21 protein-coding genes and 1 tRNA gene are annotated in these 25,187 nt (G+C 72.3%); 16 read left to right on the top strand and 6 right to left on the bottom strand.

Annotated features, from left to right (window positions below; all coding sequences use genetic code 11):
• The first annotated feature begins 368 nt into the window (after window positions 1-368).
• Window positions 369-1,574: a hypothetical protein gene (locus AQJ30_RS38545; protein ID WP_159052400.1), complete on the top strand. Its 1,206-nt coding sequence runs from the start codon at window positions 369-371 to the stop codon at window positions 1,572-1,574.
• A gap of 152 nt (window positions 1,575-1,726) precedes the next feature.
• Here the strand turns inward: AQJ30_RS38545 and AQJ30_RS38550 are convergent, their stop codons facing one another.
• Together AQJ30_RS38550 and AQJ30_RS28185 are read right to left on the bottom strand one after the other, a co-directional pair.
• Window positions 1,727-2,494, bottom strand: a complete 768-nt coding sequence (locus tag AQJ30_RS38550; protein WP_159052401.1) for a hypothetical protein — start codon at window positions 2,492-2,494, stop codon at window positions 1,727-1,729.
• Window positions 2,495-2,897: 403 nt separating this feature from the next.
• A tRNA-Ser gene (locus AQJ30_RS28185) sits at window positions 2,898-2,984 on the bottom strand.
• A gap of 330 nt (window positions 2,985-3,314) precedes the next feature.
• On the opposite strand from AQJ30_RS28185, the gene AQJ30_RS28190 reads away from it, so the two are divergent.
• Window positions 3,315-3,944 (top strand): hypothetical protein, encoded by a 630-nt coding sequence (locus AQJ30_RS28190; RefSeq protein ID WP_067239548.1) that lies wholly within the window; start codon window positions 3,315-3,317, stop codon window positions 3,942-3,944.
• Between the two features lie 77 nt (window positions 3,945-4,021).
• On the opposite strand, the gene AQJ30_RS28195 is transcribed toward AQJ30_RS28190, so the two are convergent.
• Complete coding sequence (locus AQJ30_RS28195) at window positions 4,022-5,644, bottom strand: S1C family serine protease (protein ID WP_067239550.1); 1,623 nt, start codon at window positions 5,642-5,644, stop codon at window positions 4,022-4,024.
• Between the two features lie 315 nt (window positions 5,645-5,959).
• Here AQJ30_RS28195 and AQJ30_RS28200 point away from each other — a divergent pair, with 315 nt between their 5' ends.
• The 3 genes from AQJ30_RS28200 to AQJ30_RS28210 all read left to right on the top strand — a co-directional run bounded on the left by AQJ30_RS28200 (window position 5,960) and on the right by AQJ30_RS28210 (window position 8,840).
• Window positions 5,960-6,790, top strand: a complete 831-nt coding sequence (locus tag AQJ30_RS28200; protein WP_067239552.1) for a glycerophosphodiester phosphodiesterase — start codon at window positions 5,960-5,962, stop codon at window positions 6,788-6,790.
• Between the two features lie 442 nt (window positions 6,791-7,232).
• Window positions 7,233-7,784, top strand: a complete 552-nt coding sequence (locus AQJ30_RS28205; RefSeq protein ID WP_067239553.1) for an ATP-binding protein — start codon at window positions 7,233-7,235, stop codon at window positions 7,782-7,784.
• 90 nt (window positions 7,785-7,874) lie between these two features.
• Window positions 7,875-8,840, top strand: a complete 966-nt coding sequence (locus tag AQJ30_RS28210) for a DUF5926 family protein (RefSeq protein WP_067239555.1) — start codon at window positions 7,875-7,877, stop codon at window positions 8,838-8,840.
• 291 nt (window positions 8,841-9,131) lie between these two features.
• Here AQJ30_RS28210 and AQJ30_RS28215 read toward each other — a convergent pair whose 3' ends face one another.
• Both AQJ30_RS28215 and AQJ30_RS28220 read right to left on the bottom strand, forming a co-directional pair.
• The gene (locus tag AQJ30_RS28215; protein WP_067239557.1) at window positions 9,132-9,830 is read right to left on the bottom strand and encodes a hypothetical protein; all 699 of its coding nucleotides are present in this window, start codon (window positions 9,828-9,830) and stop codon (window positions 9,132-9,134) included.
• A 54-nt stretch (window positions 9,831-9,884) separates the two neighbouring features.
• On the bottom strand, window positions 9,885-10,559 hold the full coding sequence (locus AQJ30_RS28220) for a bifunctional DNA primase/polymerase (protein ID WP_067239558.1): 675 nt from the start codon (window positions 10,557-10,559) through the stop codon (window positions 9,885-9,887).
• A gap of 449 nt (window positions 10,560-11,008) precedes the next feature.
• On the opposite strand from AQJ30_RS28220, the gene AQJ30_RS28225 reads away from it, so the two are divergent.
• The 4 genes from AQJ30_RS28225 to AQJ30_RS28240 all read left to right on the top strand — a co-directional run bounded on the left by AQJ30_RS28225 (window position 11,009) and on the right by AQJ30_RS28240 (window position 16,930).
• Entirely contained in the window at window positions 11,009-12,541 is a 1,533-nt protein-coding gene (locus tag AQJ30_RS28225) for a PP2C family protein-serine/threonine phosphatase (protein ID WP_079084349.1), read from the top strand.
• A gap of 115 nt (window positions 12,542-12,656) precedes the next feature.
• The gene (locus AQJ30_RS28230; RefSeq protein WP_067239561.1) at window positions 12,657-14,123 is read left to right on the top strand and encodes an aminopeptidase P family protein; all 1,467 of its coding nucleotides are present in this window, start codon (window positions 12,657-12,659) and stop codon (window positions 14,121-14,123) included.
• Window positions 14,124-14,239: 116 nt separating this feature from the next.
• Entirely contained in the window at window positions 14,240-15,598 is a 1,359-nt protein-coding gene (pdxR, locus tag AQJ30_RS28235; RefSeq protein ID WP_079084350.1) for a MocR-like pyridoxine biosynthesis transcription factor PdxR, read from the top strand.
• 87 nt (window positions 15,599-15,685) lie between these two features.
• Window positions 15,686-16,930, top strand: coding sequence for an MFS transporter (locus AQJ30_RS28240; RefSeq protein WP_067239565.1), 1,245 nt, complete (start codon window positions 15,686-15,688; stop codon window positions 16,928-16,930).
• Here AQJ30_RS28240 and AQJ30_RS28245 read toward each other — a convergent pair.
• Window positions 16,893-17,339: an ATP-binding protein gene (locus tag AQJ30_RS28245; protein ID WP_067239566.1), complete on the bottom strand. Its 447-nt coding sequence runs from the start codon at window positions 17,337-17,339 to the stop codon at window positions 16,893-16,895. The genes AQJ30_RS28240 and AQJ30_RS28245 overlap by 38 nt on opposite strands.
• 254 nt (window positions 17,340-17,593) lie before the next feature.
• On the opposite strand from AQJ30_RS28245, the gene AQJ30_RS28250 reads away from it, so the two are divergent.
• The 7 genes from AQJ30_RS28250 to pheA all read left to right on the top strand — a co-directional run bounded on the left by AQJ30_RS28250 (window position 17,594) and on the right by pheA (window position 24,953).
• Complete coding sequence (locus tag AQJ30_RS28250; RefSeq protein WP_067239569.1) at window positions 17,594-18,412, top strand: hypothetical protein; 819 nt, start codon at window positions 17,594-17,596, stop codon at window positions 18,410-18,412.
• Between the two features lie 122 nt (window positions 18,413-18,534).
• Window positions 18,535-19,290, top strand: a complete 756-nt coding sequence (locus AQJ30_RS28255) for a YcnI family copper-binding membrane protein (RefSeq protein ID WP_067239571.1) — start codon at window positions 18,535-18,537, stop codon at window positions 19,288-19,290.
• 89 nt (window positions 19,291-19,379) lie between these two features.
• On the top strand, window positions 19,380-20,030 hold the full coding sequence (locus AQJ30_RS28260; RefSeq protein WP_067239573.1) for an SCO family protein: 651 nt from the start codon (window positions 19,380-19,382) through the stop codon (window positions 20,028-20,030).
• Window positions 20,027-20,497, top strand: a complete 471-nt coding sequence (locus AQJ30_RS28265) for a copper chaperone PCu(A)C (protein ID WP_391882137.1) — start codon at window positions 20,027-20,029, stop codon at window positions 20,495-20,497. The genes AQJ30_RS28260 and AQJ30_RS28265 overlap by 4 nt, the downstream gene beginning before the upstream one ends.
• 13 nt (window positions 20,498-20,510) lie before the next feature.
• Window positions 20,511-22,577, top strand: coding sequence for a copper resistance CopC/CopD family protein (locus tag AQJ30_RS28270; RefSeq protein WP_067239575.1), 2,067 nt, complete (start codon window positions 20,511-20,513; stop codon window positions 22,575-22,577).
• A gap of 8 nt (window positions 22,578-22,585) precedes the next feature.
• A complete protein-coding gene (gene efeB / locus AQJ30_RS28275) occupies window positions 22,586-23,875 on the top strand; it encodes an iron uptake transporter deferrochelatase/peroxidase subunit (protein WP_067239576.1) in 1,290 nt (429 codons plus the stop codon).
• A gap of 142 nt (window positions 23,876-24,017) precedes the next feature.
• Window positions 24,018-24,953, top strand: a complete 936-nt coding sequence (gene pheA, locus AQJ30_RS28280; RefSeq protein ID WP_067239578.1) for a prephenate dehydratase — start codon at window positions 24,018-24,020, stop codon at window positions 24,951-24,953.
• Window positions 24,954-25,187: the final 234 nt, after the last annotated feature.

Here is a 25,187-nt window from a genome sequence, read left to right on the forward strand (position 1 = left end):
GCCCGCGCACGGCGCGGGCGCGCGCCGCCTCTGCGGCGCGGCCTGCCTCCTGTCTGCGCCCCGGCTGGCCGCGCCCGGCGGCGCGCTGCGTGCATGCGGCGGAGGTAGGAAGACCCTCTGTGGCCGAGGCCGGTCGGCTCCACGGCTTTAGCCACCTCCCCGGTCCGGGTCCCGCGTCGAGCAAGACCAGGGGGCCACTCGTGCACATTGCGGGCAGGTCCAAAGCCTGCCCGAGTTGCCAACCAGCGTACGGCCCCCTGATCATGCTCGACCCCAGACCGGGCAGGCCACCGGCCAAACCCGCTCCGCCGACCTCGTGTGTTAGCTACGATCGAACATTTGCCGATGCAGCCAGGGAGGGGGGAAGCGTGGAGTTCGCAGTAGGAACTGTTCTCGCTTTAGCAGCTCTAGCAGTTTCGTGGATCGCACTCGCATGGCAAAAGCGAGGCGGGACTTCCAAAAGGCTGCACTACACAGCCTACTATGAACTACTGACCCTCCAACGCGGAGAGGACGTCATTGACAGCCTGATCGACGGGCCGATCAGCGTGAACCTCGAGCCCAGCGGTCAACGCCTCATTATGCCTCTCGTCTTTGAGCTCAGGCTTGCAAATACCGGCGCAGCACCCATCACAAAGGACGACTTTTCCAGTCCGTTAACTATTCGCTTTGGGAGTCACTGTAATTTTATGGGTGGATCCATGGAGGTTAATCGTGGATCCATATCGGAATTCTTTGGCGAAGACCCTTTTGAAATTGATCAAGGCTGTTTGCGCATCAAGCCATTCCTCATGAATCCAGGCGACGAGGTAACGCTTTCCGGAATCCTAAACGGACCTGTCGACAATGATGGGATTGAGGTAAGCGGGCGAATTGCTGGGGTGGAAACCTTTGGGCACTTGAAGCCGAAAGACGTCGGAATTCGCCTGAAAATGCACGTGCGGTCCATGCTCTTCGAAAGAATGGAGGACTGGCCCGCCACCGGCCGCGTCGAGGCAAAAGTTCTAGTGATCCAAAAATTCCTCCCGCTGGATGATATCGCGCCAGGAGCGATGCAGGGGCATTTCTCAACGAGGCTCAATGGTGTACCAGTTCGAGAAATGCACGTGGTGGCCTTCACGTTTAATGCCCATTCCGACAGCACGGAGGACCCCAATGACGGATCGATAACCTTTGAGACCGCCGATTCCTCCTTCCTTCATTGCGACGTCATGCTAGACGGGACAGAGTTGTCGGAGCAGCGTGCACGCCACTTCGTCATCTGGAATGACAAGAAAGTAACAATCCGCGCACGGAGAATTGGACGCAACCAGGATCTAGTCGTACGATTCATCAGCGAGGGAGACGTCGAGGATCTGCGAATAACACGAAAGCCAACTTCCGTCGCAGACGTCCAGATCATGCGAACGCAAGTCGTTGAGGACCCGCTAGGGCGCAATCTACTTGACATGCAGCCACGATTCCTGCTATTCAGCCAACGCGCCCATCGAAAATTCCACACCGACATGCCCAGAATCAAAAATCTGTTGCAGCACAGTCGCGAAATAAAAAAGAAGATATTGCACGGCGACTGATTCAGTGACGGCAACAGCGACGGACGGCAACGGCACTCGACAGCCCAGCACGGTACTGGCGAAGCGTGGGCGTACCAGCCCACCAAGGCTTGCCCGCATCTTCTAAGCGCCTGGTCGCTCATTGCGTCATGAGTCGGCATCCGACGCCATGCTCATGGAGTTGCGGCATCAAGCGTGTGCCGCGCTGCGGTCGTGAACCGCTCGCGAATACCCTCGCGGGCTTCCTGGTTGCTCTCCAGTTCAGCGACGATCGCAGTCGCTTCGTCAAGGAAGACAGTAAATGCATTATTGTCCTCATGCGCCTGAGTGATTGCAGTGTTAGCGAGTTCCTCGGCTCGTTCGAACGCCTCGAACATCACGTTCGCTCCAGGAGGCACTCGAACGTCCCCTACCTCCGCCATGAGCTCTTGCATCTGCCTTGTAGCCTCCTCCATGGCCTCAACAGCGGACGTCATGGCTGGTACTGTCCCGCTGGTGATGCGTTCGGCTGCCGGCCGCTGCGAATCTGCGAGTTCCATGAGTTTGGTGGCTAGGTCCACGTCACGCCGAATACTGACGGCGAGCTCTTCCGCTGCCCGAGCCACCTCGGCTGGTCCTAGGATGTCGATCCGCCTCGCGCGCTCTGCCATGCGGCCAGTAGCTTCCTTCAGTGGGTTGAGTCCCGGTGAGTCGGAGTGCCCTGGCAGACCCACGGAGTCAATGATGCGAAGGCACTCGTCCCAGGCTGCTAGGAAACCTTCGTACGCCTGGAGCCGCTGTTGCCGAAGCCAGTGGGCTTGATCGACGTCGGCTTGATCGCGAACTTGCTGCAAGGTGGCTTCCGCACTGATCAACGCCCCCTTCTTCGCGGCACGGGCACCAACGACTGTGCCAGCTAGTCCGAACACCGCAGCCACCAAGGCGAGAACAAGCTCCTTCATGAGCAGACATCATCGCGGCGGCGGCCGTCAGGCGGAATGGGGCGTCTCACAGGCCTGGTTCCGACCACAGGAACGCAGTCGGCGTTGGCCCACTTAGTGGCCCGCGGCAGATGTCAGCCCACCTGACCGGCTCGAACGGGCCAGCTGCAGCAGGGGTGAGTGTCTAACTGCGTGACAACGCCGCCGAACATCGGCGGACGAGCGCGAAGGTCTGCGGACCATCAGTGGAGGTGAGACGGGCAGCAGCCCAAGGCCCCCCCATCCCAGTTGCTTCGGGACAAAGAGGTCCGTGCCCCATCCGTGCCCGATCGAGCGGGGAGCCGCAGGCAATCACGGCGACGAGTGGGCAGCGCGCAGCACAACGGCCCCTGACCATATGACCTGGTCAGGGGCCGTTCGCCTGCGGTGGGTGTGGGATTTGAACCCACGGTGACATCGCTGCCACGACGGTTTTCAAGACCGTTCCCTTAGGCCGCTCGGGCAACCCACCCAGCCCACGCCCACCTGGGACGGAGCGGGTACAGCGTACCGGGAGGGGGCCGCGGGCGGGGGCAGTGGTCCACACCTGGTCCACCAGGTCTAGCTCGCCCCATGGACGTCGCTCGTCGCAGCTCGCACCGACACCAAGGAAGCCTCGGCGGTCAGTAATGCCCGTTTCGTGGGATTTCAGTTGGGCATGTCACGGGGTCGTCACCGTGTCGTCCTGGATCAAGGACCGAGGCAACCGCTCGGATCCTGGGCCCCTCATAGTGATCAAGAACGTGCCGAGGAACGCCCACGCCTCAGCCCCAACCATGAGATCACGCAGGGGAACTGACACATGATCCGTAACCGCCGCAAGGCCTTCCTTGTCTCCGCCGCGCTCCTGGGCGGCACCCTGCTGATGACGGCGTGCAACCAGAGCGACGACGCCGACAGCTCCTCCGGCAAGGCCGACGCGTCTGCGGCGGCGAGCACGTCTGGTGCCACAGGTGTCAGCGGTGCCTCCGCGTCCCCCTCCGGCTCCGGGAACACGTCCGGTTCCGGGAACACGTCCGGCGGCAGCACGTCCGGCTCCGGGAGCACGTCCGGTTCCGGGAAGGCGTCCGGCGGTGGCAGCGCGTCCGGTTCCGGGAGCACATCCGGTTCCGGCGAGACCGTCGTGGAGGGCCTCGACAAGGGCAAGGGCGTCAGCGGCACCTGGTACGGCATCGTGCGGTACGTGGCGCCCGGCAAGTACCTGGTCGACGGTCCTGCAGCCAAGGGCTCCGGCGGTGAGCAGCAGGCGTTCTTCCTCGCCGAGGACACCGTGATCCTGGGCGGGGGCCAGATCTGCGGCACCGCCGGCTCGAAGGTGGACGCCCCCTGCGAGGAGGCCGACCTGGAGAAGGCCGCCAAGAAGGGCGTGGAGGCCGAAGTCGTGGTCAAGAACGGCATGGCCACGCAGATCACCGACGGTGCGCTCCTCTGACCCGACAGCTCGCACCGAGCAGAGGCGGTCTGCCGGAAGCCACACTTCCGGCAGACCGCCTCACTCATGCTGGTCGGTCAGCTGTCCCCGGTGCGGGAGCCGAGGGTGAGGTCGACGGTGCGGGTCTTGCCGCCGCGCTCGTAAGTGAGCGTCACCGTGTCGCCGGGCTTGTGGGTCCAGATCTCGCCGATGAGGGTCGGGCCGCTGTCGATCACCCGATCGTCGAGCTTGGTGATCACGTCGCCGGACTTGAGGCCGGCCTTGGCCGCGGGGCCGCCCGCCTCCACCGCCTCGGTGCCGCCCGAGCCCTGGTCGCTGATCTTCGCCCCGCCCGCGCTCTCCTCCAGGGACACGGACGCGCCGATCTTGGCGTACACCGGCTTGCCGGTCTTGATCAGCTGCTGGGCGACGTACTTCGCCTGGTTGATCGGGATGGCGAAGCCCAGGCCGATCGAGCCCGCCTGGCCGGTGTTGCCCAGGCCGCCGCTGCTCGCCGACTGGATCGCGGAGTTGATGCCGATGACGTTGCCCTGGGCGTCCAGCAGCGGGCCGCCGGAGTTGCCCGGGTTGATCGACGCGTCGGTCTGCAGCGCGCTCATGTAGGAGGCGTTGCTGCCGGTGCCGTCGCTCGAGGCGACCGGACGGTTCTTGGCGCTGATGATGCCGGTGGTGACCGTGTTGGACAGGCCGAAGGGCGCGCCGATGGCGATCGTTGAGTCGCCCACGGCCACCTTGTCCGAGTTGCCGAGCGTCAGCGGCTTCAGGTCCGAGGGGGCGCTCTTCAGCTTGATGACCGCCACGTCGTAGCCCTGCGCGTGACCGACCACCTCGGCGTTGTACTTCTTGCCGTCGGGGAAGGTCGCCGTGAGCTTGCCGCCGTCCACGGCGTCGGCCACCACGTGGTTGTTGGTGACGATGTGGCCCTGGGTGTCGAACACGAACCCGGTGCCGGTGCCGCCCTCGCCGTTCGTCGACTCCGCCTCGATCGTCACGGTGCTCGGCAGCGCCTTCGCGGCCACACCCGCCACCGTGCCCGGGTCGCGCTTGACCGAGCCGCCGCTGTCCGACGCGGAGACCGTCGTGGAACCGCTGGTGTCGTCGTTCTTGGCCAGGGTGTAGCCGAGGCCGCCACCCAGACCGCCCGCGACCAGCGCGGCCACCAGGACGGCCGCGACCAGACCGCCCCGGCCCCGGCCCGCCTTCGGCGCCGGGTGCTGGGCGTACGTGGAGCCCCAGTCGGAGCCCCCTCCCGCGCCTCCGACGCCCTCAGCGGAACCCGCACCCGCGCCCGCGCCCGGGTCCGCGTACGACGGGGTGGCGGGCGGCGGGGGAGGCCAGGCGCCCGCGCCGTCGGCCGGAACGCCCGGGTGGCCCGGGTGGCCCGGGTGGCCCGGGTGGCCCGGGTGGCCCGGGTGGGCTGCCTGAGGTGCGCCCGCGTACGGGTCCTGCGGCGGGGCGGACGGGGCCGGCGGGGGCCAGCCCGCCTCGGCCGCGCTCGCCGGCGCGGCACCCGCGGCACCCGCGGCACCGGACGCCGGGGGCGTCGCGGGCGGCGGGGCGGACGGCGTCGGCGGGAGGGGAGTCGTCGGGGCGCCCGCGTCGCTCGCGGGGTGCGGCCGGGAAGCCTCGGGAGATGCCACCGGCACGGGAGGTGCGGACGGGGCGGGGGGTACCGCGGTGCCCTCGTTCTCGGTGCTCACAGCTCTTCTCCTCGGTCCACGGCTGTTGTCGTCGGTCGCACTGGGTCACGCCTGTTCACGCTGTCCCGTCGGCCCGGTGCGCGGCAGCTGTGCATGTGTTGTTGTACGGTCAGCTTTTCCCACGGGCCGTCAGAGCACCATAAGCGGTGGCTGTGGGGGTGAAGCCAGTCCTTATATCCGACATTCGGGGTAATCCGGCTGCTTCACCGGAACATCTCAGACTGTTCTCAGACGCTTCTCAGAAAGCCGCTCCGCCCGGCTCCCGAGAAGGCCCTCCGAGGGACGACTGCCCCGCCGCGGTGGCACCATGACGCGGTGACCCTCGCACGACAGCACCCGATTCAAGTCGTCGCCCACCGAGGAGCCTCCGAGGAGGCGCCCGAGCACACCCTGGCCGCTTACCGGAAGGCGATCGAGGACGGCGCGGACGCCCTCGAGTGCGACGTACGGCTCTCCGCGGACGGCCACCTCGTGTGCGTGCACGACCGTCGCGTCAACCGTACGTCCAACGGGCGCGGCGCGGTCTCCGCGCTGGAGCTCGCCGACCTCGCCGCGCTGGACTTCGGCTCCTGGAAGGCGCGGGAGGCGCTGCGCAGCCGGGACGAGGAACCCGACTGGGAGTTCCGCCCGGAGGACCGCGAGCAGACCTCGGTGCTGACCCTGGAGCGCCTGCTGGAGCTGGTCGCCGACGCGGGACGGCGCGTGGAGCTGGCCGTGGAGACCAAGCACCCCACGCGCTGGGCGGGGCAGGTGGAGGAGCGGCTGCTGCACCTGCTGAAGCGGTTCGGGCTGGACGCGCCGCCGAGCCCGGCCGAGTCGCCGGTGCGGATCATGAGCTTCTCGGCGCGTTCGCTGCACCGCGTGCGTGCCGAGGCGCCGACGCTGCCGACGGTCTACCTCACCCAGTTCGTCTCGCCCCGGCTGCGCGACGGCCGCCTGCCGGCCGGCGTCGGCATCGCGGGCCCGTCGATCCGCATCGTCCGCAGCCACCCCGCGTACGTGGAGCGGCTGAAGCGGGCGGGCCACGGCGTGCACGTCTGGACGGTGAACGAACCCGCGGACGTCGAGCTGTGCGTCGGGCTCGGCGTGGACGCGATCATCACCAACCGCCCCCGCGCGGTGCTGAGCCAGCTGGGCCGCCGCTGAGCCGAGGTACCGGTCGGGTCAGGGTCGCCGCTGAGCCGAGGCGCCGTTCGAGTCGGGGCCGCCGCCGAGCCACTGAGCCGCCGAGCCGCTGAGCACTGGCCGGGCCGCCGCTGCGTAAGGGCGGTGCCACACATCGTCACCCCGGCAGGGGTTCCGCGGCACCTCATCGTCTCTCACGTCACAGAAGTCCCAAAAGGGCGCCCGAGTCCCACCCTCACCTCTTGACCACACAGCTCTCCTCCAGCATTCTCCAAATCGGCCACACCATCGAAATCCGGCCACGGACAGGCGCGCGACCATGGGCTCCTCACGGGGAGTGCACCGGCGCGTTCGCTCCGTGTTCGAACGCTGCGAATGCGTCAACCGGAGGCGGATTGGCCGGTTTCCGGTTCAGGCCAATGGGGCATCCACACCGTGGCGTGGGGCGAAGGAGGTCTCGGGGGTGGCGTTGGTGGTGGCACAGGAGGTGCCCACGTCGTCGAGCATGGCCGTACCCCATGGCCCTGCGGGCGTGGGGGAAGCGCGACACCGCATGCGGGACCAGCTGCGGGGGCGCGGAGTGTCGGAAACGGTCATCGACGACGCCGTACTGATCCTGTCGGAACTGCTCAGCAACGCGTGCAAGCACGGCCGGCCCCTGGGCGACGCCCTGGCCGGGGACGGCGACGTGCGGGCCGCCTGGCGGGTGGACCCGACCGGACGGCTCGTCGTCGAGGTGACCGACGGCGGCGGCCCGACCCGCCCCGCCCCGGCCACTCCGTCCGTCACCGCGCACGGCGGTCGCGGGCTGAACATCATCCGGGCGCTGGCCGACGACTGGGGCGTCCGGGACGACGTACGGGGTGAGGTCACGGTGTGGGTCGTCGTGCACCACGACGTCCACGACCCGGCCGCCCCGCACCGCCGCGACGACTTCGCCCCGCGGGTCGCGGCGCCCCCGGTGGCGGCCCTCCCGGGGCTGGACTTCGCGGACGCGTTCGACGACCTGGACTGACGGCCCGTCGTCCACAGGTTCCCGTCCCTCCCCACGGGAACGGCTAGGCTCCCGCCCGTACCAGACGAGCCGTACCCGGGAGACACCCTGATGGCCAAGAAGCGACCCCAGACGAGGGCCACGCGGCCCCAGCTCACCGACGGGGAGATCCCGGTCGTCGGCGCCCGTGAGCCCTGTCCGTGCGGCAGCGGCCGCCGGTACAAGGCCTGCCACGGCCGGGCCGCCGCGCACGCGGTGACCGAGCTGGTGCACCGCCCGTTCGAGGGGCTGCCGGGCGAGTGCGACTGGGTCGCCCTGCGCGAGCTGGTCCCTGCGGCCACCGTGGAGCTGCCCCTGAAGGACGGGCTGCCCGCGGACGTCCCGTCGGTCACGCTCGCCACCGTGCTGCCCATGGCGTGGCCGGCGCTGCGCCGCGACGACGGCTCGGTCCTGCTCGGCCTGCAGAACGACACGGCGTCCGGCGACATCAGCCGCGACCTCGCCGACACCCTCCAGCGCGCGCTCACCGCCCAGCCCGGCACGCCGGTGCAGGCGCGCCGCGCGCCCGCCGACGGTCCCCGGCTGCAGGACCTGCTGGACGCGGAGGGCACTTTCGAGCCGGTCGTGCACAGCGGATTCGAGTTCTGGATCCCGGACACGGAGAACGCCACGCCGGAGGTGACCGCCTCCCTGGAGCGGGCCAACGCGGCCGCGATCCCGACCGTGAAGCTGGCCGGCGTGGACGCCGCGTACTGGTGCGAGACGCCGGAGAAGAACCACCTGCGGTGGGTCATGCCGCACCCCGAGGAGCAGCTGCTGGACGCGCTGGCGCGGCTGCACGCGGCGGGCCGGTCCAGCCTCGGCGAGGGCACCCGCCTGGTGGGGTCCTTCCGGGCGCACGGCCTGACGGTTCCCGTGTGGGACCTGCCGAGCGGGGTCGGCGCGGACGACGTGGAGAAGCCCGCCGCCGAGTTCGCCGAGCGGCTGGCCGCCGCGCTGTCCTCCGACGCCCCGCTGACCCCCGAGGAGCGCCGGGCGCGTGGCGGGCTCACCAACCGGCAGGTCACGCTCAGCTGATCCGATCGCACTTGCGACGGGACGCGCGGCCGGGCGGCGGGTCGGCACGCCCGGCCTGGCACCCGCTGCGTGGACGGGGTGACTCCGCTCACAACTCCCGTTCGCACAAGGGGAGTCGAAGCCAAGCGTGCCGCTCGGCGCGTGTCCGGAAAGCCGATGAAAACAGGAGATCGAATTTGCTTGGGGCCGATCTCTTGTTACCGTTCGAGTAGCCCGGTTGCTGGTGCATCCCCCGTCGCCAGCAACCGGGTCTTTTCGTGCCCGGCCGGCTGTACACAACGGGGTCGGGTGTCAACTGCTCGTGTCCGCTTCGGAGTTGCTGCCGGAGCGCAGCAGGAGCGGGGCGTCGGCGCCGTTCGCGTCAGCCGCGGCGAACTCCGCGACCGCCCAGTGGTCCTCCGGCCCGCCCCCGCCGGGCCCGCGCGGGGTCTCACAGCTCGCGGGCTCGTCGTCGGCGCTCACCGCGCACCGCATCCGCACCGTCCGCCCGTGGGGCCCCATCAGGCTCAGCTCGGCGTCCAGGGCGCGGCCGGTGGCGTTGCGGTAGTAGGTGCGCGCCCAGGTCTCGTCGCCCTGCGTCAGCACGCAGGTCTGCGCTTCGACGCCGTCCGGGGAGGAGAGTTCCGGACCGCACCGGGCGGCCGTGGCGAGGCCGAGACCGAGCGTGCGGGGGGAGGAGGCGTCGGCCGCCGGGCCCTTCGCGTCACCGTCGGCCCCGTCCCGCGCCCGTCCCTCCGCCGGACGTCCGTCGACGGTGCGCGCGTCCCCCGGGTCCGCGTGCCCGTCGTCCGGCCGGCGCTCGTACGGCCGTCCGCCGCCCGCCGCGGGGCCGGCCGCCGCGTCGTCGTACGGCGGCTGGTGGACGACCGCGCGCGCGACGGACCGCACGGCCTCGCCCCCGCCGCCGACCGGCCCGGCGGACGCCGCCGCCAGGGGAAGGACGAGCACGCAGGTCGCGACGGCGCCGAGGGCCAGGAGACGAACGTTCATGGGCGGAAGATACGGGGCGGAGCCGGCCGGCCGGCCCGCGCGCGCCCGACACCCCTACAACTCGGGGGCGCTCACACCCGTACGAGTGAGGGCGTCGACGACCGCGTCCACCACGGCCTCCACGTCGGGCACCCAGGGGGAGGACGAGCCGGGCAGCGGGGCGCGCTCCCAGCGGACGCCGCCCTGGCCGGTGGCGGACGGCGGGAGCGCGAGGTAACCGCCCTCGCCGTGGAAGCGCAGGGAGCCGGGGACGAAGTCCTTGGCGTACAGCAGCTCGCCCAACTGTTCCAGGCCGTAGGGCCGGACGAGGATCGACCAGCGGGCCGGTGAGGCGACCACCGGGCCGAGGCGCATGCCCTGGCGGTCGAGCGCGGCGAGCGCGCGGGAGGCCGCGAGGGCGGGGAGGCTGACCGCGCAGGGCGCGCTGCCCCCGGTGGCCAGGACGATCGGGGCCGACGGCCGGTTGGTCCACCACCAGCGCACCATGCGGGCGTCGGTGGTGGCCGCGAGGAGGCCGGGGTCGAAGGGGTGTGCTCCGGGCACTGTGCAGTCCGGGTCCGGGCAGGCGCAGCGGCCGCGCGCGTCGGCCGCCACACCGGGGAGCACGGGCCACTGCCATTGAGTCGCACAGGCCAGGGCCGCGTCGATCAACTCAGGCCCCCCGTCGCCGCGCCGGGAGCGTTTGCGCTGGGACAGGAGCCTGCGTCGCCTTCCGAGGATCTCGCGCATGAGCGCTCGTTCCTTTCCGTTGCACCGCTGGCAACACCGAGGGCCACATCACACCATGTGTCGATCACTTCACTGGGCGTACCTGTTGGCGCATCACACCCTTGCTTAGGCAAGGGAAACCCCACACTGCGGTCTATCAAATGCCTGGGCGTGGCGTGGGGTGGCGAAGTCTGGCGTTTTGCCGCGCCGCTGGTTCTCTCCGCCTCCGCCACGGGAGGATGGGGCACGGTCGTCGATGGCTAGGACGCTCGGGTCGGGCACCAGGTTCCGGGCGGCTGTCCGCCACCCCGGCCGTACCGAGTAGGTACCCATCACAACCGTTGTGACGCTCCGTGGAGCCAGTCCAGTCGACCGCAATAGCCCGTTGCCCGAGTCAGTTTTAAGCCAACTTTGCCTTTCCACAAGGGGTGCCGCACCTCCCCACGGACACCAGGAATCCCAGCAGGACAATGCTGGACATCCCCTCACGAGTGCGTGTACATGTGGAGACACTGCAAGCGGCGCAGAATCACATGGGGGTTTGCGATGCTTTCCAGCACTACGCACCGGCCCGAGAGCCGGACGCCATGAACGCCCCGCATCCTCCGAAAGTGGCCGGAATCGATTCAACGGTTCCCTCACCGGCCCACACTGTCGCGCCGGCCCCCGCCGCCCCGGACGCCCCACCGGTCGCCGCCGCCCCCACCGTCCCCACCGCGCCGTGCGCCCCCGGAGCCCTCCTCCAGGACCGGCTCGCCGGCTGGGTCTCGGACCTCACGACCCTCCACGAACTGACCGAACGCCTCGCCCGCACACACGTCCTGGACGACGCGCTGCAGGAGTTGCTGCGCGCGGGTGCCGCCCTGGTGGGCGCCCAGCGCGGACTGGTCGCCCTGGAACCCGCCGACGGCCTCGGCCCGGACACCACCCTCGGACTCGGACTCGGCCGCGCCGACCTCGGCCACCTGGAGACCGTGCCGCGCAGCGCCCTGCCGTTCGGCCGCATCCTCGACGGACTGCCCGGCGGCGAGGACGGCGTCGCCGAACCCGACCTGTCCGCCCAGGACGGCCTCGACCCCCGCCACCGCGAGGTCGCCGCCCGCCTCGGGTACGCCGCCAGCTACGCCCTGCCCCTCGCCGGCGGGACCACCGGCCGCCTCGGCGCCGCCGTCTGGCTCTACGACGAGCCCGCCGAACCCGACGAGCGCCGCCGCCACCTCGTCGGCCTGTACGTCCGCCACGCCGCCGAGCACCTGACCCGGCTGCGCGAGGTCGAGCGCACGCGCGCGTGCATGCGGACGATCGCGGAGGAACTGCTGCCGTCCCGGCTCCCGCGCGTCGCCGGCGTCCAGCTCGCCGCCCGGCACCGCACCGGCCCGCACGGCGGCGGCGACTGGTACGACGCGCTGCCGCTGCCGGACGCCGCCCTCGGCCTCTCCGTCGGCGCGGTCACCGGCTCGGGGCCCAGCGCCGTCGCCGCGATGGGCCGGCTGCGCGCCTCGCTGCGGGCCTACGCCGTGATGGAGGGCGAGGACCCGGTCGCCGTGCTGTCCGACCTGGAGCTGCTGCTGCGCCTGACGGAGCCCGCCCGCTCGGCCACCGCCCTGTTCGCCTACTGCGAGCCCGCGCTGCGCAAGATCACCCTGGCCGGTGCCGGACACTGCCCGCCGCTGCTGACGGGGGTGCGGCGCACCGAGTTCGTGGAGACGACCGTGTCGGCGCCGCTGGGCATGCTCGCCTGCTGGGAGGCGCCGAGCGTGGAGCTGGAGGCGGAGGCCGGGGAGACGGTCCTGCTCTACACCGACGGGCTGCTGCACCGTACCGGCGAGACCACCGACCGGGCGTTCGCGCGGCTGCACGCGGCCGCCGCCGGGGTGCCCCGGGCGCTGCGCCAGGACCCCGGCGCGGTCGCCGACCACGTGCTGCGCACGGTGCTGCCGGACGGCCTCGACGCGCAGGACGGCGCCGAGGACGTGGTGTTGCTGGCGGCGCGCTTCGAATAGGCCTGGACAGATCTCCGCCCGGCCCCGGGCAGGCCCGGTGTAACAGGTCCTCCGGCCCTGGGCCCCCTTCCGTGCGACCGTACGATGGGGGAGGTCCAGTGCCGTATCGAGGAGGATGACCGTGGCCGACGAGCTCACCCCGGAGACCCCGGAGGGCGACGCCGAGGAGCCCATCAAGCAGCGGAAGAACGGCCTGTACCCGGGCGTGTCCGACGAGCTTGCCGAGAACATGAAGTCCGGCTGGGCGGACACCGAACTGCGCGACCTCGAGCCGGTCCCCCAGGCCGCCGAGACCGCCGCCCGCCGCGCCGCGCTGTCGGCCCGCTTCCCCGGCGAGCGCCTGGTGATCCCCGCGGGCAACCTGAAGGTCCGCTCCAACGACACGGACTACCCGTTCCGCGCGTCCGTCGAGTACGCCTACCTCACCGGCAACCAGACCGAGGACGGCGTCCTGGTGCTGGAGCCCACCGCCGACGGCCACCGCGAGACGCTGTACCTGCTGCCGCGCTCCGACCGGGAGAACGGCGAGTTCTGGCTGTCCGGGCAGGGCGAGCTGTGGGTCGGCCGCCGGCACTCCCTGACCGAGGCCGGGACGCTGTACGGCATCCCCGCCTCCGACGTGCGCGAGCTCGCCGACGCGCTGCGCGAGGCCACCGGCCCGGTGCGGGTCGTGCGCGGCCACGACGCCGGCATCGAGGCGGCCCTGACCGACAAGGTCACCGCCGAGCGCGACGAGGAGCTGCGCGTCGTCCTCTCCGAGATGCGCCTGGTCAAGGACGACTTCGAGGTCGCCGAGCTGCAGAAGGCCGTCGACTCCACGGTGCGCGGCTTCGAGGACGTGGTGAAGGTCCTCGACAAGGCCGAGGCCACCTCCGAGCGCTACATCGAGGGCACGTTCTTCCTGCGCGCCCGCGTGGAGGGCAACGACGTCGGCTACGGCACCATCGCCGCGGCCGGCCCGCACGCCTGCACGCTGCACTGGGTGCGCAACGACGGGCCCGTGCGCTCCGGCGACCTGCTCCTGCTGGACGCGGGCGTGGAGACGCACACGTACTACACCGCCGACGTCACGCGGACGCTGCCGGTCGACGGCCGGTTCACGGAGATCCAGAAGAAGATCTACGACGCCGTGTACGACGCCCAGGAGGCCGGGATCGCGGCCGTCCAGCCGGGCGCCAAGTACCGGGACTTCCACGACGCCGCCCAGCGGGTGCTCACCGAGCGGCTCGTGGAGTGGGGGCTCGTCGAGGGGCCGGTCGAGCGGGTGCTGGAGCTCGGGCTCCAGCGGCGCTGGACGCTCCACGGCACGGGCCACATGCTCGGCATGGACGTGCACGACTGCGCCGCCGCGCGCACCGAGACCTACGTGGACGGCGTGCTGGAGCCGGGCATGGTGCTCACCGTGGAGCCCGGGCTGTACTTCCAGGCCGACGACCTGACCGTGCCGGAGGAGTACCGCGGCATCGGCGTGCGGATCGAGGACGACATCCTGGTCACCCGGGACGGCAACCGGAACCTCAGCGCCGCGCTGCCCCGGCGGTCCGACGAGGTCGAGAGCTGGATGGCCTCCCTCAAGGGCTGAGGGAGCGCCGCGGGACAGGAGACGGCCGGGCACCACCGGGGTGCCCGGCCTTTCGCTGCGTCCGGGGGCCGCCGGGGGGCTTGCCGTGCTCTCCCGCGCCCCCTCGGGGAGTGGGTGTGGACCTGCATCTGGAGCTGCGTCCGGACGTGATCGCGGCCGAGGGCCGGCGCGTCGGGCTCGAACGTGCCCTGCGGGACGCCTTACGGGACGGGCGGCTCGCCCCCGGGGAGCGGCTGCCCGCGACCCGGCGGCTGGCCGAGGAGCTCGGCATCTCGCGCAACACCGTCAAGGCGGCGTACGACCAGCTCGTCGCCGAGGGCTTCCTGACGGCCCGTCAGGGCTCGGGAACCCGGGTCGCCTCACTGCCCGCCCCGGACGCCGGGCCGGCCGAGGCCGCCGCACGCGCGCGTGAGCCCCGCTTCGACCTGCGGCCCGGCAGCCCGGACGTCGGGGCGTTCCCGGCCGCCGCCTGGCTGCGGGCGCTGCGGCGGGCCATCGCCTCCGCGCCCTCCCTCGCCTACGACTACGGCGACCCGCGCGGGCGGATCGAGCTGCGGACCGCACTGTCCGGCTACCTGGGCCGGGCGCGCGGGGTCGTCGCGCCGCCGGAGCGGATCGTGATCACCTCGGGCTACGTGCAGGGGCTCGCGCTGCTCACGCGCGTGCTGGACGGCTCCACCGTGGCCATGGAGGACCCCGGGCTGCCGTTCCACCGGGAGGTGGTGCGGCGCAACGGGGGCCGGGTGGTGCCCGTGCCCGTCGACGACCGGGGCCTGCTGGTCGAGGAGCTGGGGGACGCCGCCGCCGTGGTGGTCACGCCCGCGCACCAGTACCCGACCGGCGTGACGCTGCACCCCGGGCGGCGGCGCGCGCTCGGCGACTGGGCCCGCGCCCGGGACGCCCTGGTCGTCGAGGACGACTACGACGGGGAGTTCCGCTACGACCGGCAGCCCGTGGGCGCCCTCCAGGGCATGGCGCCGGGCCAGGTCGTGTACCTCGGCACCGCCTCCAAGACGCTCGGGCCCGCGCTGCGGCTGGGCTGGATGGTGCTGCCGCCGCACCTGGTCGACGCGGTCGCCGACGCCAAGCTGCACAGCGACCACCACACCGAGACCATCGGGCAGCTGGCCCTCGCCGAGCTGATCGACAGCCACGCCTACGACCGGCACGTGCGGGCCAGCCGGCTGCGCTACCGGCGCCGCCGCGACCTGCTGCTGGACCGCCTCGGCGGACGCCGGGGCGTGCGCGGGATCGCGGCCGGGCTGCACGCGCTGGTGGAGGTCGCCGACGAGGCGGACGTCGCGGCCCGCGCCGAGGCGGTGGGGCTGGCGGTCGGACGGCTCGGCGAGCACTGGCACACCCCGGGCGCGGCCGGGCGGCCGCAGGGCCTCGTGGTGGGGTACGGCACGCCCCGGGAGCGGGTCTACCCGCAGGCGCTGGAGGTGCTGGCCGGGGTGCTCGGACGGGGTGCGTGAGCACGCGGGGGACTCCGCAATTGGACCACCGACAAGGCAGTTCATTGGGTCTGCTCACGGCTCCAATGGGTCCGTAGCGTCGGTGGCATGACGCAGCGCCCCGCACCCCGGCACCTCCTCGCGCTCGCCCAGCTGAGCAACTCCGTGGGCGACGGCGCGTACTACACCACCTCCGCCCTCTACTTCACCCAGGTCGTCGGGCTCTCCCCCGCGCGCGTGGGGCTCGGGCTGACCGTCGGCTGGGCGGCCGGCTCGCTGGCCGGGGTGCCCCTGGGACGGCTCGCCGACCGGCGGGGCGCGCGCGGTACGGCCGTGCTGCTGGCCCTGGGCACGGCGCTCGCGGTGGCGTCCTTCACGGTGGTGCGGGGCTTCCTGCCGTTCGTGCTGGTGGCGTGCGGGTACGCCGCCGCGCAGTCGGGGCTCGCGGCGGCGCGCCAGGCGCTGCTGGCGGTGCTGGTGTCCGCCGGGGAGCGGACCGGGCTGCTGGCCCGGCTGCAGTCCACGCTGAACGCCGGGCTGGCCGTGGGCGCGGGGCTCGGGGGGCTCGCGCTGCACTCCGGGACGCGCGGGGCGTACCTCGCGGTGTTCGCGCTGGACGCGGTGAGCTTCCTGGTGTGCGCGGGGCTGCTGTCGGCCCTGCCGGCCACGGCTCCGGGGGCGGTGGCGGGCGCGGTACCCGGCACCGTGCCCGGGCGTCGGCCGGCACTGGGGGTGCTGCGCGACCGGCCGTACGCGCGCGTGGCGTTGCTCAACACCGTGCTGTTGCTGCGGCTGCCGTTGCTGAGCCTGGTGCTGCCGCTGTGGATCACCACGCGGACGGCGGCGCCCGCCTGGCTGGTGTCGGGGCTGTTCGTGCTCAACACGGCCGCGGTGACGCTGTTCCAGGTGCGGGCGGCCCGCGGGGTGGACGGCGTCGCCCCGGCCACGCGCGCGGTGCGGCGGGCGGGCTGGGTGATGCTGGCCGCGTGTGCCGTGTTCGCGCTGTCCGCCGGGGGCGGGACGGCGTGGGCGGTGGGACTGCTGGTGCTGGGCGCGGCGCTCCAGGTCGTGGCCGAGATGGGCCAGTCGGCCGGGTCCTGGCAGCTGTCGTTCGAGCTGGCCCCGCCCGACCGGGTGGGCGAGTACCAGGGGTTCTTCGGCACCGGCGTCACCGTCGCCCGCACCCTGGGCCCGCTGGTGCTGACCTCGCTGCTGGTGGAGTGGGGCACGCCGGGCTGGCTGCTGCTGGGCGCCGTGACGCTCGGGGCGTCGTACGCGATGGGTCCCGCGGCGCGGCGGGCCCAGGGGGTGTGCCTCAGACGGCCACGAGCGGCGCGTTCTCGCGCCACTTGAGGATCTTGTCGAAGCTCACCACCGCGCCGCCGACCCCGGAGTGGTTGCCGATCCGGACGTGGTCGGCGAGCTCCCGGATCAGGTAGAGGCCACGGCCCTGCTCGGCGTCGGTGCGGGCGGGGCGCACGGTGGCGTCCCCACCGGCGAAGCCGGGGCCCGAGTCGGTGACCTCGATCCGGCACATCTCGCCGTCGAGGTACGCGGTCATCCGGTACTCGGCGCCCGCGCCCTGCGCGCCGGCCCCGCCGTGCTCGACGGCGTTGGCGCAGGCCTCGCTGAGGGCGACGGACAGGTCGTAACAGACGTCCGGATCGACGCCCGCGGTCTCCATCGTGCCGAGCAGGAGGCGCCGGGCGAGCGGCACGCTAGCGGCTTCGCGCCGCAGATGCAGTGACCACCAGATGCTCATGCTCCAGCCTCCCGGCCGCGGCTCGACATACCCCTACGTATTGCCGCCGGTGGCCCTGCGTAACCGCCCGTCCGACGTGATACCGCCCATACGGGGGATGTGCCACGCGCCCCAACCGGTGTATGCAGGGCCACTTGCCCCAGTGGCATCAGAAAAAGATCTTCCTCGTGCACACCGGTACGCATCCGACCGCACCGGAATCTTGTCGACCTGGGGTACGGCGGCCGGGGCGCCAGTGCGATGATGAGCCCGCCATGAGTGTCCCCCACCAGTCTCCGGCGCGTGCCGGGGACGGTCTCCGGCTGCTGCGGGCCGCGGTCTTCGCCGCGGTCTGCGTCGTGCTGGCCGCGGCCGGACACACCCTGGCCTCCTGCGCGACCGTCCCGCTGTGGACGCTCGGCGCCGGGTTCCTCGGGGTCCTCGCCGTGGTCGCGCCGCTGGCCGGCCGGGCCCGGACCCTGCCGGGCATCGCGGTGGTCCTAACGCTCGGCCAGACCGTGCTGCACACCCTGTTCGGGCTGGGCCAGCACGGCACCCGCGCCGTGACGGCGACGGCCGACGACGCCGTCGTACGCCAGGCCGCCCGCATCCTGTGCGGCAGTGCCGCGGCCCCGCTCAGCCCCGCCCAGGCCCAGCGGATCCTCGCCGACGCGCGGATCCTCGACGGCGGCTCCGGCGGTGCCATGGGCGGCATGAGCGGGATGGACCACTCGGGCAACGCACTGACCGCGGGGGCGTCCTCCGCGTCCCTGCTGCCGTCCCTGCCGATGCTCCTCGGACACGTGCTGGCGGCCGTGGCCGCCGGCTGGCTGCTGCGCCACGGCGACCTCGCACTGCTGCGGCTGCTCGCCCTGTCGGCGCACGGAGTCGCCGAGGGGGCGCTCGTACGGTCCCTGCGCGGGGCGCTCGCGCTGGTGCGGGCCCTGCTCGCCGGACTGCCCGGGGCGCCCGGCCCGCGCGTGGCGCGCCCGACGTCCGCCCCGCCCGTGCCCGTCCCGCACGGCGTGCTGCTCCAGCACTCGGTGATCCGGCGCGGCCCGCCGGCCGCCTCCGCTCTGCTTCTCGCTGCCTGACACGACACGACCGGCACCTCCGCTCCGTACCCGGGAGGCGCGGCCGCCGTCGTGCGGCACGCGCGCGTGCGCCCGAGCGCACGTCGTCACCCGACCTCACTCAGAGTGGAGTGCTTGCTGCCATGAAGGCTTCCCGTCTCGCCGCCGCCGCGGCCGTCGCCGGCTCGGCCGTGCTCGTCCTGTCCGGTCCCGCGTTCGCCCACGTCAGCGTGAGCCCCGAGGGCACCGCCGCCAAGGGCGGCTACGCGACCGTGGACTTCAAGGTCCCCAACGAGCGCGACAACGCCTCGACCACCAAGCTCGAGGTGGCGTTCCCGGCCGACCACCCGCTGGCCTCCGTGATGCCGGAGCCCGTCCCCGGCTGGACCGCGCAGGTCACCAAGGCCAAGCTGGCCAAGCCGCTGACCGTGCACGGACGGCAGATCTCCGAGGCCGTCTCCAAGGTCACCTGGACCGCCTCCGGCAAGGGCATCGAGCCCGGCTACTTCCAGAAGTTCCCGCTCTCCGTGGGCCCGCTGCCCGAGGACGCCGACGAACTGGTCTTCAAGGCGATCCAGACGTACTCCAACAAGGAGGTCGTGCGCTGGATCGAGGTCCAGCAGGACGGCCAGGAGGAGCCGGAGAACCCCGCGCCGGTGCTCCAGCTGTCGGCCGCCTCCGACGACCACCACGGCGGCTCCAAGGGCGCCTCCGACGAGTCCGCCGACTCCGACGACGACTCGAAGACGGCGCACACCGGCGCCGAGGCCTCCGGCACCGACTCCGACGACGACGGCACCGACACCACCGCCCGCGTCCTCGGTGTCGCCGGCATCGTCGTCGGCGCCGCCGGCGTGGCCTACGGGGTGTTCGCCGGCCGCCGCCGGTCCGACGCCTGACCCTGCTCGTCCGTGCCGCGCACCGGGGGCGGCGGTCGCCCCGCCGGCCCCGGTGCGCGCCGGATTCCATACATCTGGGACATTTCCTTATGCGCAAGAAGACGTTCGCCGCGGCGGCCCTGCTCGCCGCCGCCACGCTCACCCTCTCCGGCTGCGGCGGTGACGACGGCGGCAGCAGCCCGGTCGCCGAGGTCTCCGCCGACGCCACCCAGCAGTCCGCGATCGTGCTCGACCAGCCGTTCACCAAGCCGGACCTGGTGCTCACCGACACCCAGGGCAAGAAGTACGACCTGCGCGCCGAGACCAAGGGCAGGCCGACGCTGCTGTACTTCGGCTACACCAACTGCCCCGACATCTGCCCGCTGACGATGAACAACATCGCCGTCGCCAAGAAGCAGCTCCCCCGGGCCGAACAGGACCGGCTGCGCGTCGTGTTCGTCACCACCGACCCCGCCCGTGACACCCCGGCCGCCCTCGGCACGTGGCTCAAGGGCATCGACCCGCAGGTCGTCGGGCTGTCCGGTGACTTCACGGCCATCCAGACCGCGGCCCGCTCGGTCGGCATCACCATCGAGCCGCCGCACAAGGACAAGAACGGCAAGACCGTCTCCACGCACGGCACCCAGGTCGTCGCCTTCTCCCCGAAGACCGACGGCGGGTACGTCCTGTTCACGGAGGAGGCCTCCGTGGACGACTACGTCAAGGACCTACCCAAGCTCCTCCAGGGGGAGAAGCCGTGAGGCACCTCGCCGTGAGGCACCTCGCCGTGCCCGTAGCGGTGCTGGCCGGGGCGCTGCTCCTCGGCGGCTGCGGTGACGACGGCGGGGGCGGCGAACCCGAGCTGTCCATAGGCTCCGCCTACATGCCCCAGCCGGTCTCCGGCTCCATGGCGGCCGGCTTCCTGACCGTCACCAACAAGGGCGGGGCCAAGGACGAGCTGACCTCGGTCACCAGCGACGCGGCCGGCGACGTCACCGTCCACGAGACGGTCGGCGGGTCCATGCGGGAGGTCGACCGGATCGAGGTGCCCGCGCACGGGCGGCTCGTGTTCGAGAGCGGCGGGAACCACCTGATGTTCGAGAACCTGAAGAGCCGGCCGCGCGAGGGCGGGAAGGTGTCCGTCACCCTCCACTTCGCCGACTCCGGTGCCGTGACGGTCGAGATGCCGGTGCGGTCCGCCACGTACACCCCCACGACCGGACACTGACGGAGGGACCACCGTGACCCAGGCCATCGCCCCCCGCGCCCGGACGCTGGTGCTGCTGCTCCTGGCGGCCGTCGCCGCGCTGCTGCTCGGCGCCGGACCGGCCGCCGCGCACGCCGCGCTGACCGGCAGCGACCCCGCGCAGGGGACGGTGGTCGACACGGCACCCACCCAGGTGTCGCTGACCTTCTCCGAGAAGGTGGCGACCACCGACGGCTCGCTGCGCGTCCTCGACCCCAAGGGCAAGCGGGTCGACACGGGCAGGCCGGCCAACGTGTCCGGCACGACCTACGCCGTCCAGCTGCACGCCGGGCTGCCCGACGGCACGTACACGGTGACCTACCAGGTGGTGTCCGAGGACAGCCATCCCGTCTCCGGTGCCTACACCTTCTCCATCGGCGCGCCGTCCCCGACCAGCGTCGCGGTCTCCGGCCAGGAGGTCGGCGGCGGGGTCGTCGGCGGGCTGTACGGCTTCGGGCGGTACCTGTCGTACGCCGGGTACATCGTGCTGGTCGGCGGGGCCGCCTTCGTGCTGGCCTGCTGGCCGCGCGGGACCTCGGTGCGGGCCGTGCAGCGGCTGGTCGTCTCGGGCTGGCTCGCGCTCACCGCCGCCACGCTCTTCCTGCTGCTCCTGCGCGGCTCGTACACCGGGTCCGGCAAGGTCGCGGACGTCTTCGACCTGAACCTGCTCGGCGACGTCCTCCAGACCAAGACGGGCGCGGCCCTCGTCTCCCGGCTGCTGCTCCTCGCCGCCGCGGCGCTCTTCATCGCCGTGCTGTTCGGCGCGTACGACAAGCGCGACGACGAGGAGAAGCGGGACCTGACCTTCGGGCTGGCGATCGGCGGGACGGTCGTGGCGGCCGGGCTCGCGGCCAGCTGGGCCATGGCCGAGCACGCCTCGACCGGACTCCAGCCCGGCATCGCCATGCCCGTCGACGTGCTGCACCTGCTCGCCGTCGCCACCTGGCTCGGCGGCCTGGCGACCCTGCTCGTCGCGCTGTACCGCGCGCCCGCCGACCAGCCGGTCGAGGCGACCGCCGTACGGCGCTTCTCCACCGTCGCCTTCGGCAGCGTGGTCGCGCTGGTCGCGACCGGGACCTACCAGTCGTGGCGACAGCTCGGCTCGTGGTCGGCGTTCACCGACACGCGGTACGGCCAGCTGCTGCTGGTCAAGATCGGGCTGGTGGCGCTGCTGGTGGGCGTCGCGTCGATCTCGCGCCGGTGGACCGGGCGGCTGGCCGGGACCGGTGCGGCGGGGTCGCGGGCGTCCGTGGCCGCGGGCGTCGGGGCCGGCGTCGGCGTGGGCGCCGGGAAGACCGCTTCCGCCGGGAGCGGGAGCGCGGGCGCGGGCAAGGGCGCAGGCACCGAGGCGGCGAAGAAGCAGGGCACGGGGAAGCAGGACGCGGAGAAGCGGGGCGCTGGGAAGCCGGGCACGGCGAAGCAGGGCGCGGGCGAGGAACCCGGCGACGCCGGGACCGGTGCCGTCGGCACCGAGCGGGCCGCCCAGCTCGCTCGGCAGCGGGCCGCCGAGGACGCCGCACGGCAGAAGCGGCTGCGCGACGCCGACCCCCACCGCTTCGGGCTGCGCCGCTCCGTGCTCGCCGAGGCGGGTGTCGCGGTGGTGCTGCTCGCCGTCACCACCGCGCTGACGTCCACCGAGCCGGGTCGTACGGAGCAGGACGCCAAGGCGGCCACGGCGGCCTCGTCGTCCTCGTCGTCGTCCGGCACGGGCAGCTCCTCCGGCGCGCTGACGCTGGACATGCCCTTCGACGCCGGCGGCACGAACGGCACGGGCGTCGTCAGCGTGGACCTCGACCCCGCCCGGACCGGCGGCAACGAGATGCACGTCTACGTCACCCGGCCCAACGGCCGTGCCTTCGACGTCCCCGAGGTCAAGGTCGCCCTCGCCCTGGAGTCCAAGGGCATCGGTCCGCTGCCCGTGGCTCCCGACCACGTCACCACCGGCCACTGGTCGGCGAGCGGAGTGCAGATCCCCCTGGCCGGCGAGTGGAAGATCGCCGTGACCGTGCGGACCTCCGACATCGACCAGGTGACCGTCTCCAAGAACGCGCAGATCGGCTGAACCGCACCATGCCCGACCAGTCCCTCCCGAAGGCCTCCCCGTCCGCCGCGCAGGACGCCCCGCCGCAAGCGCCCGCCGACCGCGGGCTGTCCCGTCGCGCCCTCCTCGGCACCGCCGGCGCCACCGGGCTCGTGCTCGGCGCGGCGGGCGGTGCCGTGGGGTACGCGGCCGCGCCCGCGCCGGCCACGCCCCTGGCGTCCGTCGGCAGCGAGCAGGTGATGTTTCACGGGAAACATCAGCCCGGCATCCTCCAGGGCCTCCAGGCCCACGGCCACCTCGTCGCCTTCGACCTCACGCCCGGCGCCGGCCGTACCGAGGCGGCCGCGCTGCTGCGCCGCTGGTCCGAGACCGCCCGGCGGCTGATGGCGGGCGAGCCCGCGGCCCACGGCGACACGGACGTGGCCCGGGACGCGGGGCCGTCCTCCCTGACGGTCACCTTCGGCTTCGGCCACGGTTTCTTCGCCCGCACCGGGCTGGCGGAGCGGCGGCCGGTCGCCCTGGACCCGCTGCCGGCCTTCTCCTCCGACCACCTCGACGCCCGGCGCAGCAACGGCGACCTGTGGGTGCAGATCGGCGCGAACGACGCCCTGGTCGCCTTCCACGCCCTGCGCGCGCTGCAGAAGGACGCGGGGGGCGCGGCCCGGGTGCGCTGGCAGATGAACGGCTTCAACCGCTCGCCGGGCGCCACCGCCCACCCCATGACGGCCCGCAACCTCATGGGCCAGGTCGACGGCACGCGCAACCCCAAGCCGTCCGAGGCGGACTTCGACCGGCGGGTCTTCGTGCCGGCGTCCGGCTCGGCCGACCCGGCCTGGATGGCGAACGGCTCGTACGTGGTCGTCCGCCGCATCCGCATGCTCCTCGACGACTGGGAGCAGCTGTCCCGCGCGGCGCAGGAGCAGGTCATCGGTCGCCGCAAGGCCGACGGGGCGCCGCTGACCGGGGGCACCGAGACCACCGAGATGGACCTGGAGAAGACGGACGCCCACGGCGACCTGGTGGTCCCGCTGAACGCGCACGCCCGCATCACCCGGCCCGACCAGAACGGGGGCGCGGCGATGCTGCGCCGGCCGTTCTCGTACCACGACGGTTTTGACGCGGACGGCACCCCGGACGCGGGCCTGCTGTTCGTCTGCTGGCAGGCGGACCCGCTGCGCGGCTTCGTCACCGTGCAGCGCAAGCTGGACCGCGGGGACGCGCTGTCGCGGTTCATCCGGCACGAGGCGAGCGGGCTGTTCGCGGTGCCGGGCGGGGCGGCGGAGGGGGAGTACGTGGGGCAGGCGCTGCTGGAGGGGTGAAGGTGGCGGATGCCGCTGGAGGCGTGGGGGGTGTGCGCCTCGCTGACGGGCCGACCTGCGGGGCCGGGGCCCAAACCACCCGGACGAGTGGTTGGCGTGAGACGCCTCGGCCGTCTTGGCGCGGGCCCATTAGGGTGAGCTCATGCCAGCGAGCTATGCGTATCTCGGTCCCGAGGGCACCTTCACCGAAGTCGCCCTGCGCACGCTTCCCGAGGCGGCCACCCGGCAGCTGATCCCGTACGTGTCGGTGCAGTCGGCGCTGGACGCCGTGCGCACCGGTGAGGCCGAGGCCGCGTTCGTGCCGATCGAGAACTCCGTCGAGGGCGGCATCACCACCACCCTGGACGAGCTGGTCGCGGGCAGCCCGCTGATGATCTACCGCGAGGTGCTGCTGTCGATCACCTTCGCGCTGCTGGTCCGGCCGGGCACCACGCTGTCCGACATCAAGACCGTCTCCGCCCACCCGGCGGCCCAGTCGCAGGTGCGCAACTGGCTGCGCGCCCACCTCCCCGACGCCGACTGGGAGTCCGCCGCCTCCAACGCGGACGCCGCCCGCCTGGTGCAGGAGGGCCGCTACGACGCGGCCTTCGCCGGTGAGTTCGCCGCCGCGCGCTACGGCCTGGAGGCGCTGGAGACCGGGATCCACGACTTCCCCGAGACGGCCCAGACCCGGTTCGTGCTGGTCGGCCGGCCCGCCCGGCCCGCCGCGCCGACCGGCGCCGACAAGACCTCCGTGGTGCTGTGGCAGCGCGACGACCACCCCGGCGGGCTGCGCGACCTCCTCGGCGAGTTCGCCACCCGGGGCATCAACCTCATGCTGCTGCAGTCCCGACCGACCGGCGCCGGGATCGGCAACTACTGCTTCTGCATCGACGCCGAGGGGCACATCTCCGACCGGCGGGTGGCGGAGGCGCTGACCGGGCTGAAGCGGATCTGCCTGGAGGTGCGCTACCTCGGCTCGTACCCGCGGGCGGACCTCACGGCGGCGGAGGTCCGGCCGCCGCGTCCGGGCACCTCGGACGAGGAGTTCACGTCGGCGGCGGACTGGGTGGCGCGCTGCCAGGACGGCCGCTTCTAGCCAGTCGTACGGCCATATCGTCGTTGTCCACAGAAGTTATCCACAGGCTTGCTTCTCGACCTGGGGACAAGTCGACACAGGAGGGCGACCCGGTCGACAAATCGCCCTGCGGGGTCGATGCCGGGCGTTCACCTCACAGGTCACCCCTCGTCCACCTGTTTTCGTCGCGCCATCCGTTGGGGCAACCCTTTTCCACCCGAAAGTGGGGGTAGGGCCGGTTCGGGCGTTGAATGC

Source organism: Streptomyces longwoodensis, from assembly GCF_001514125.1.
Lineage (GTDB): Bacteria > Actinomycetota > Actinomycetes > Streptomycetales > Streptomycetaceae > Streptomyces > Streptomyces longwoodensis.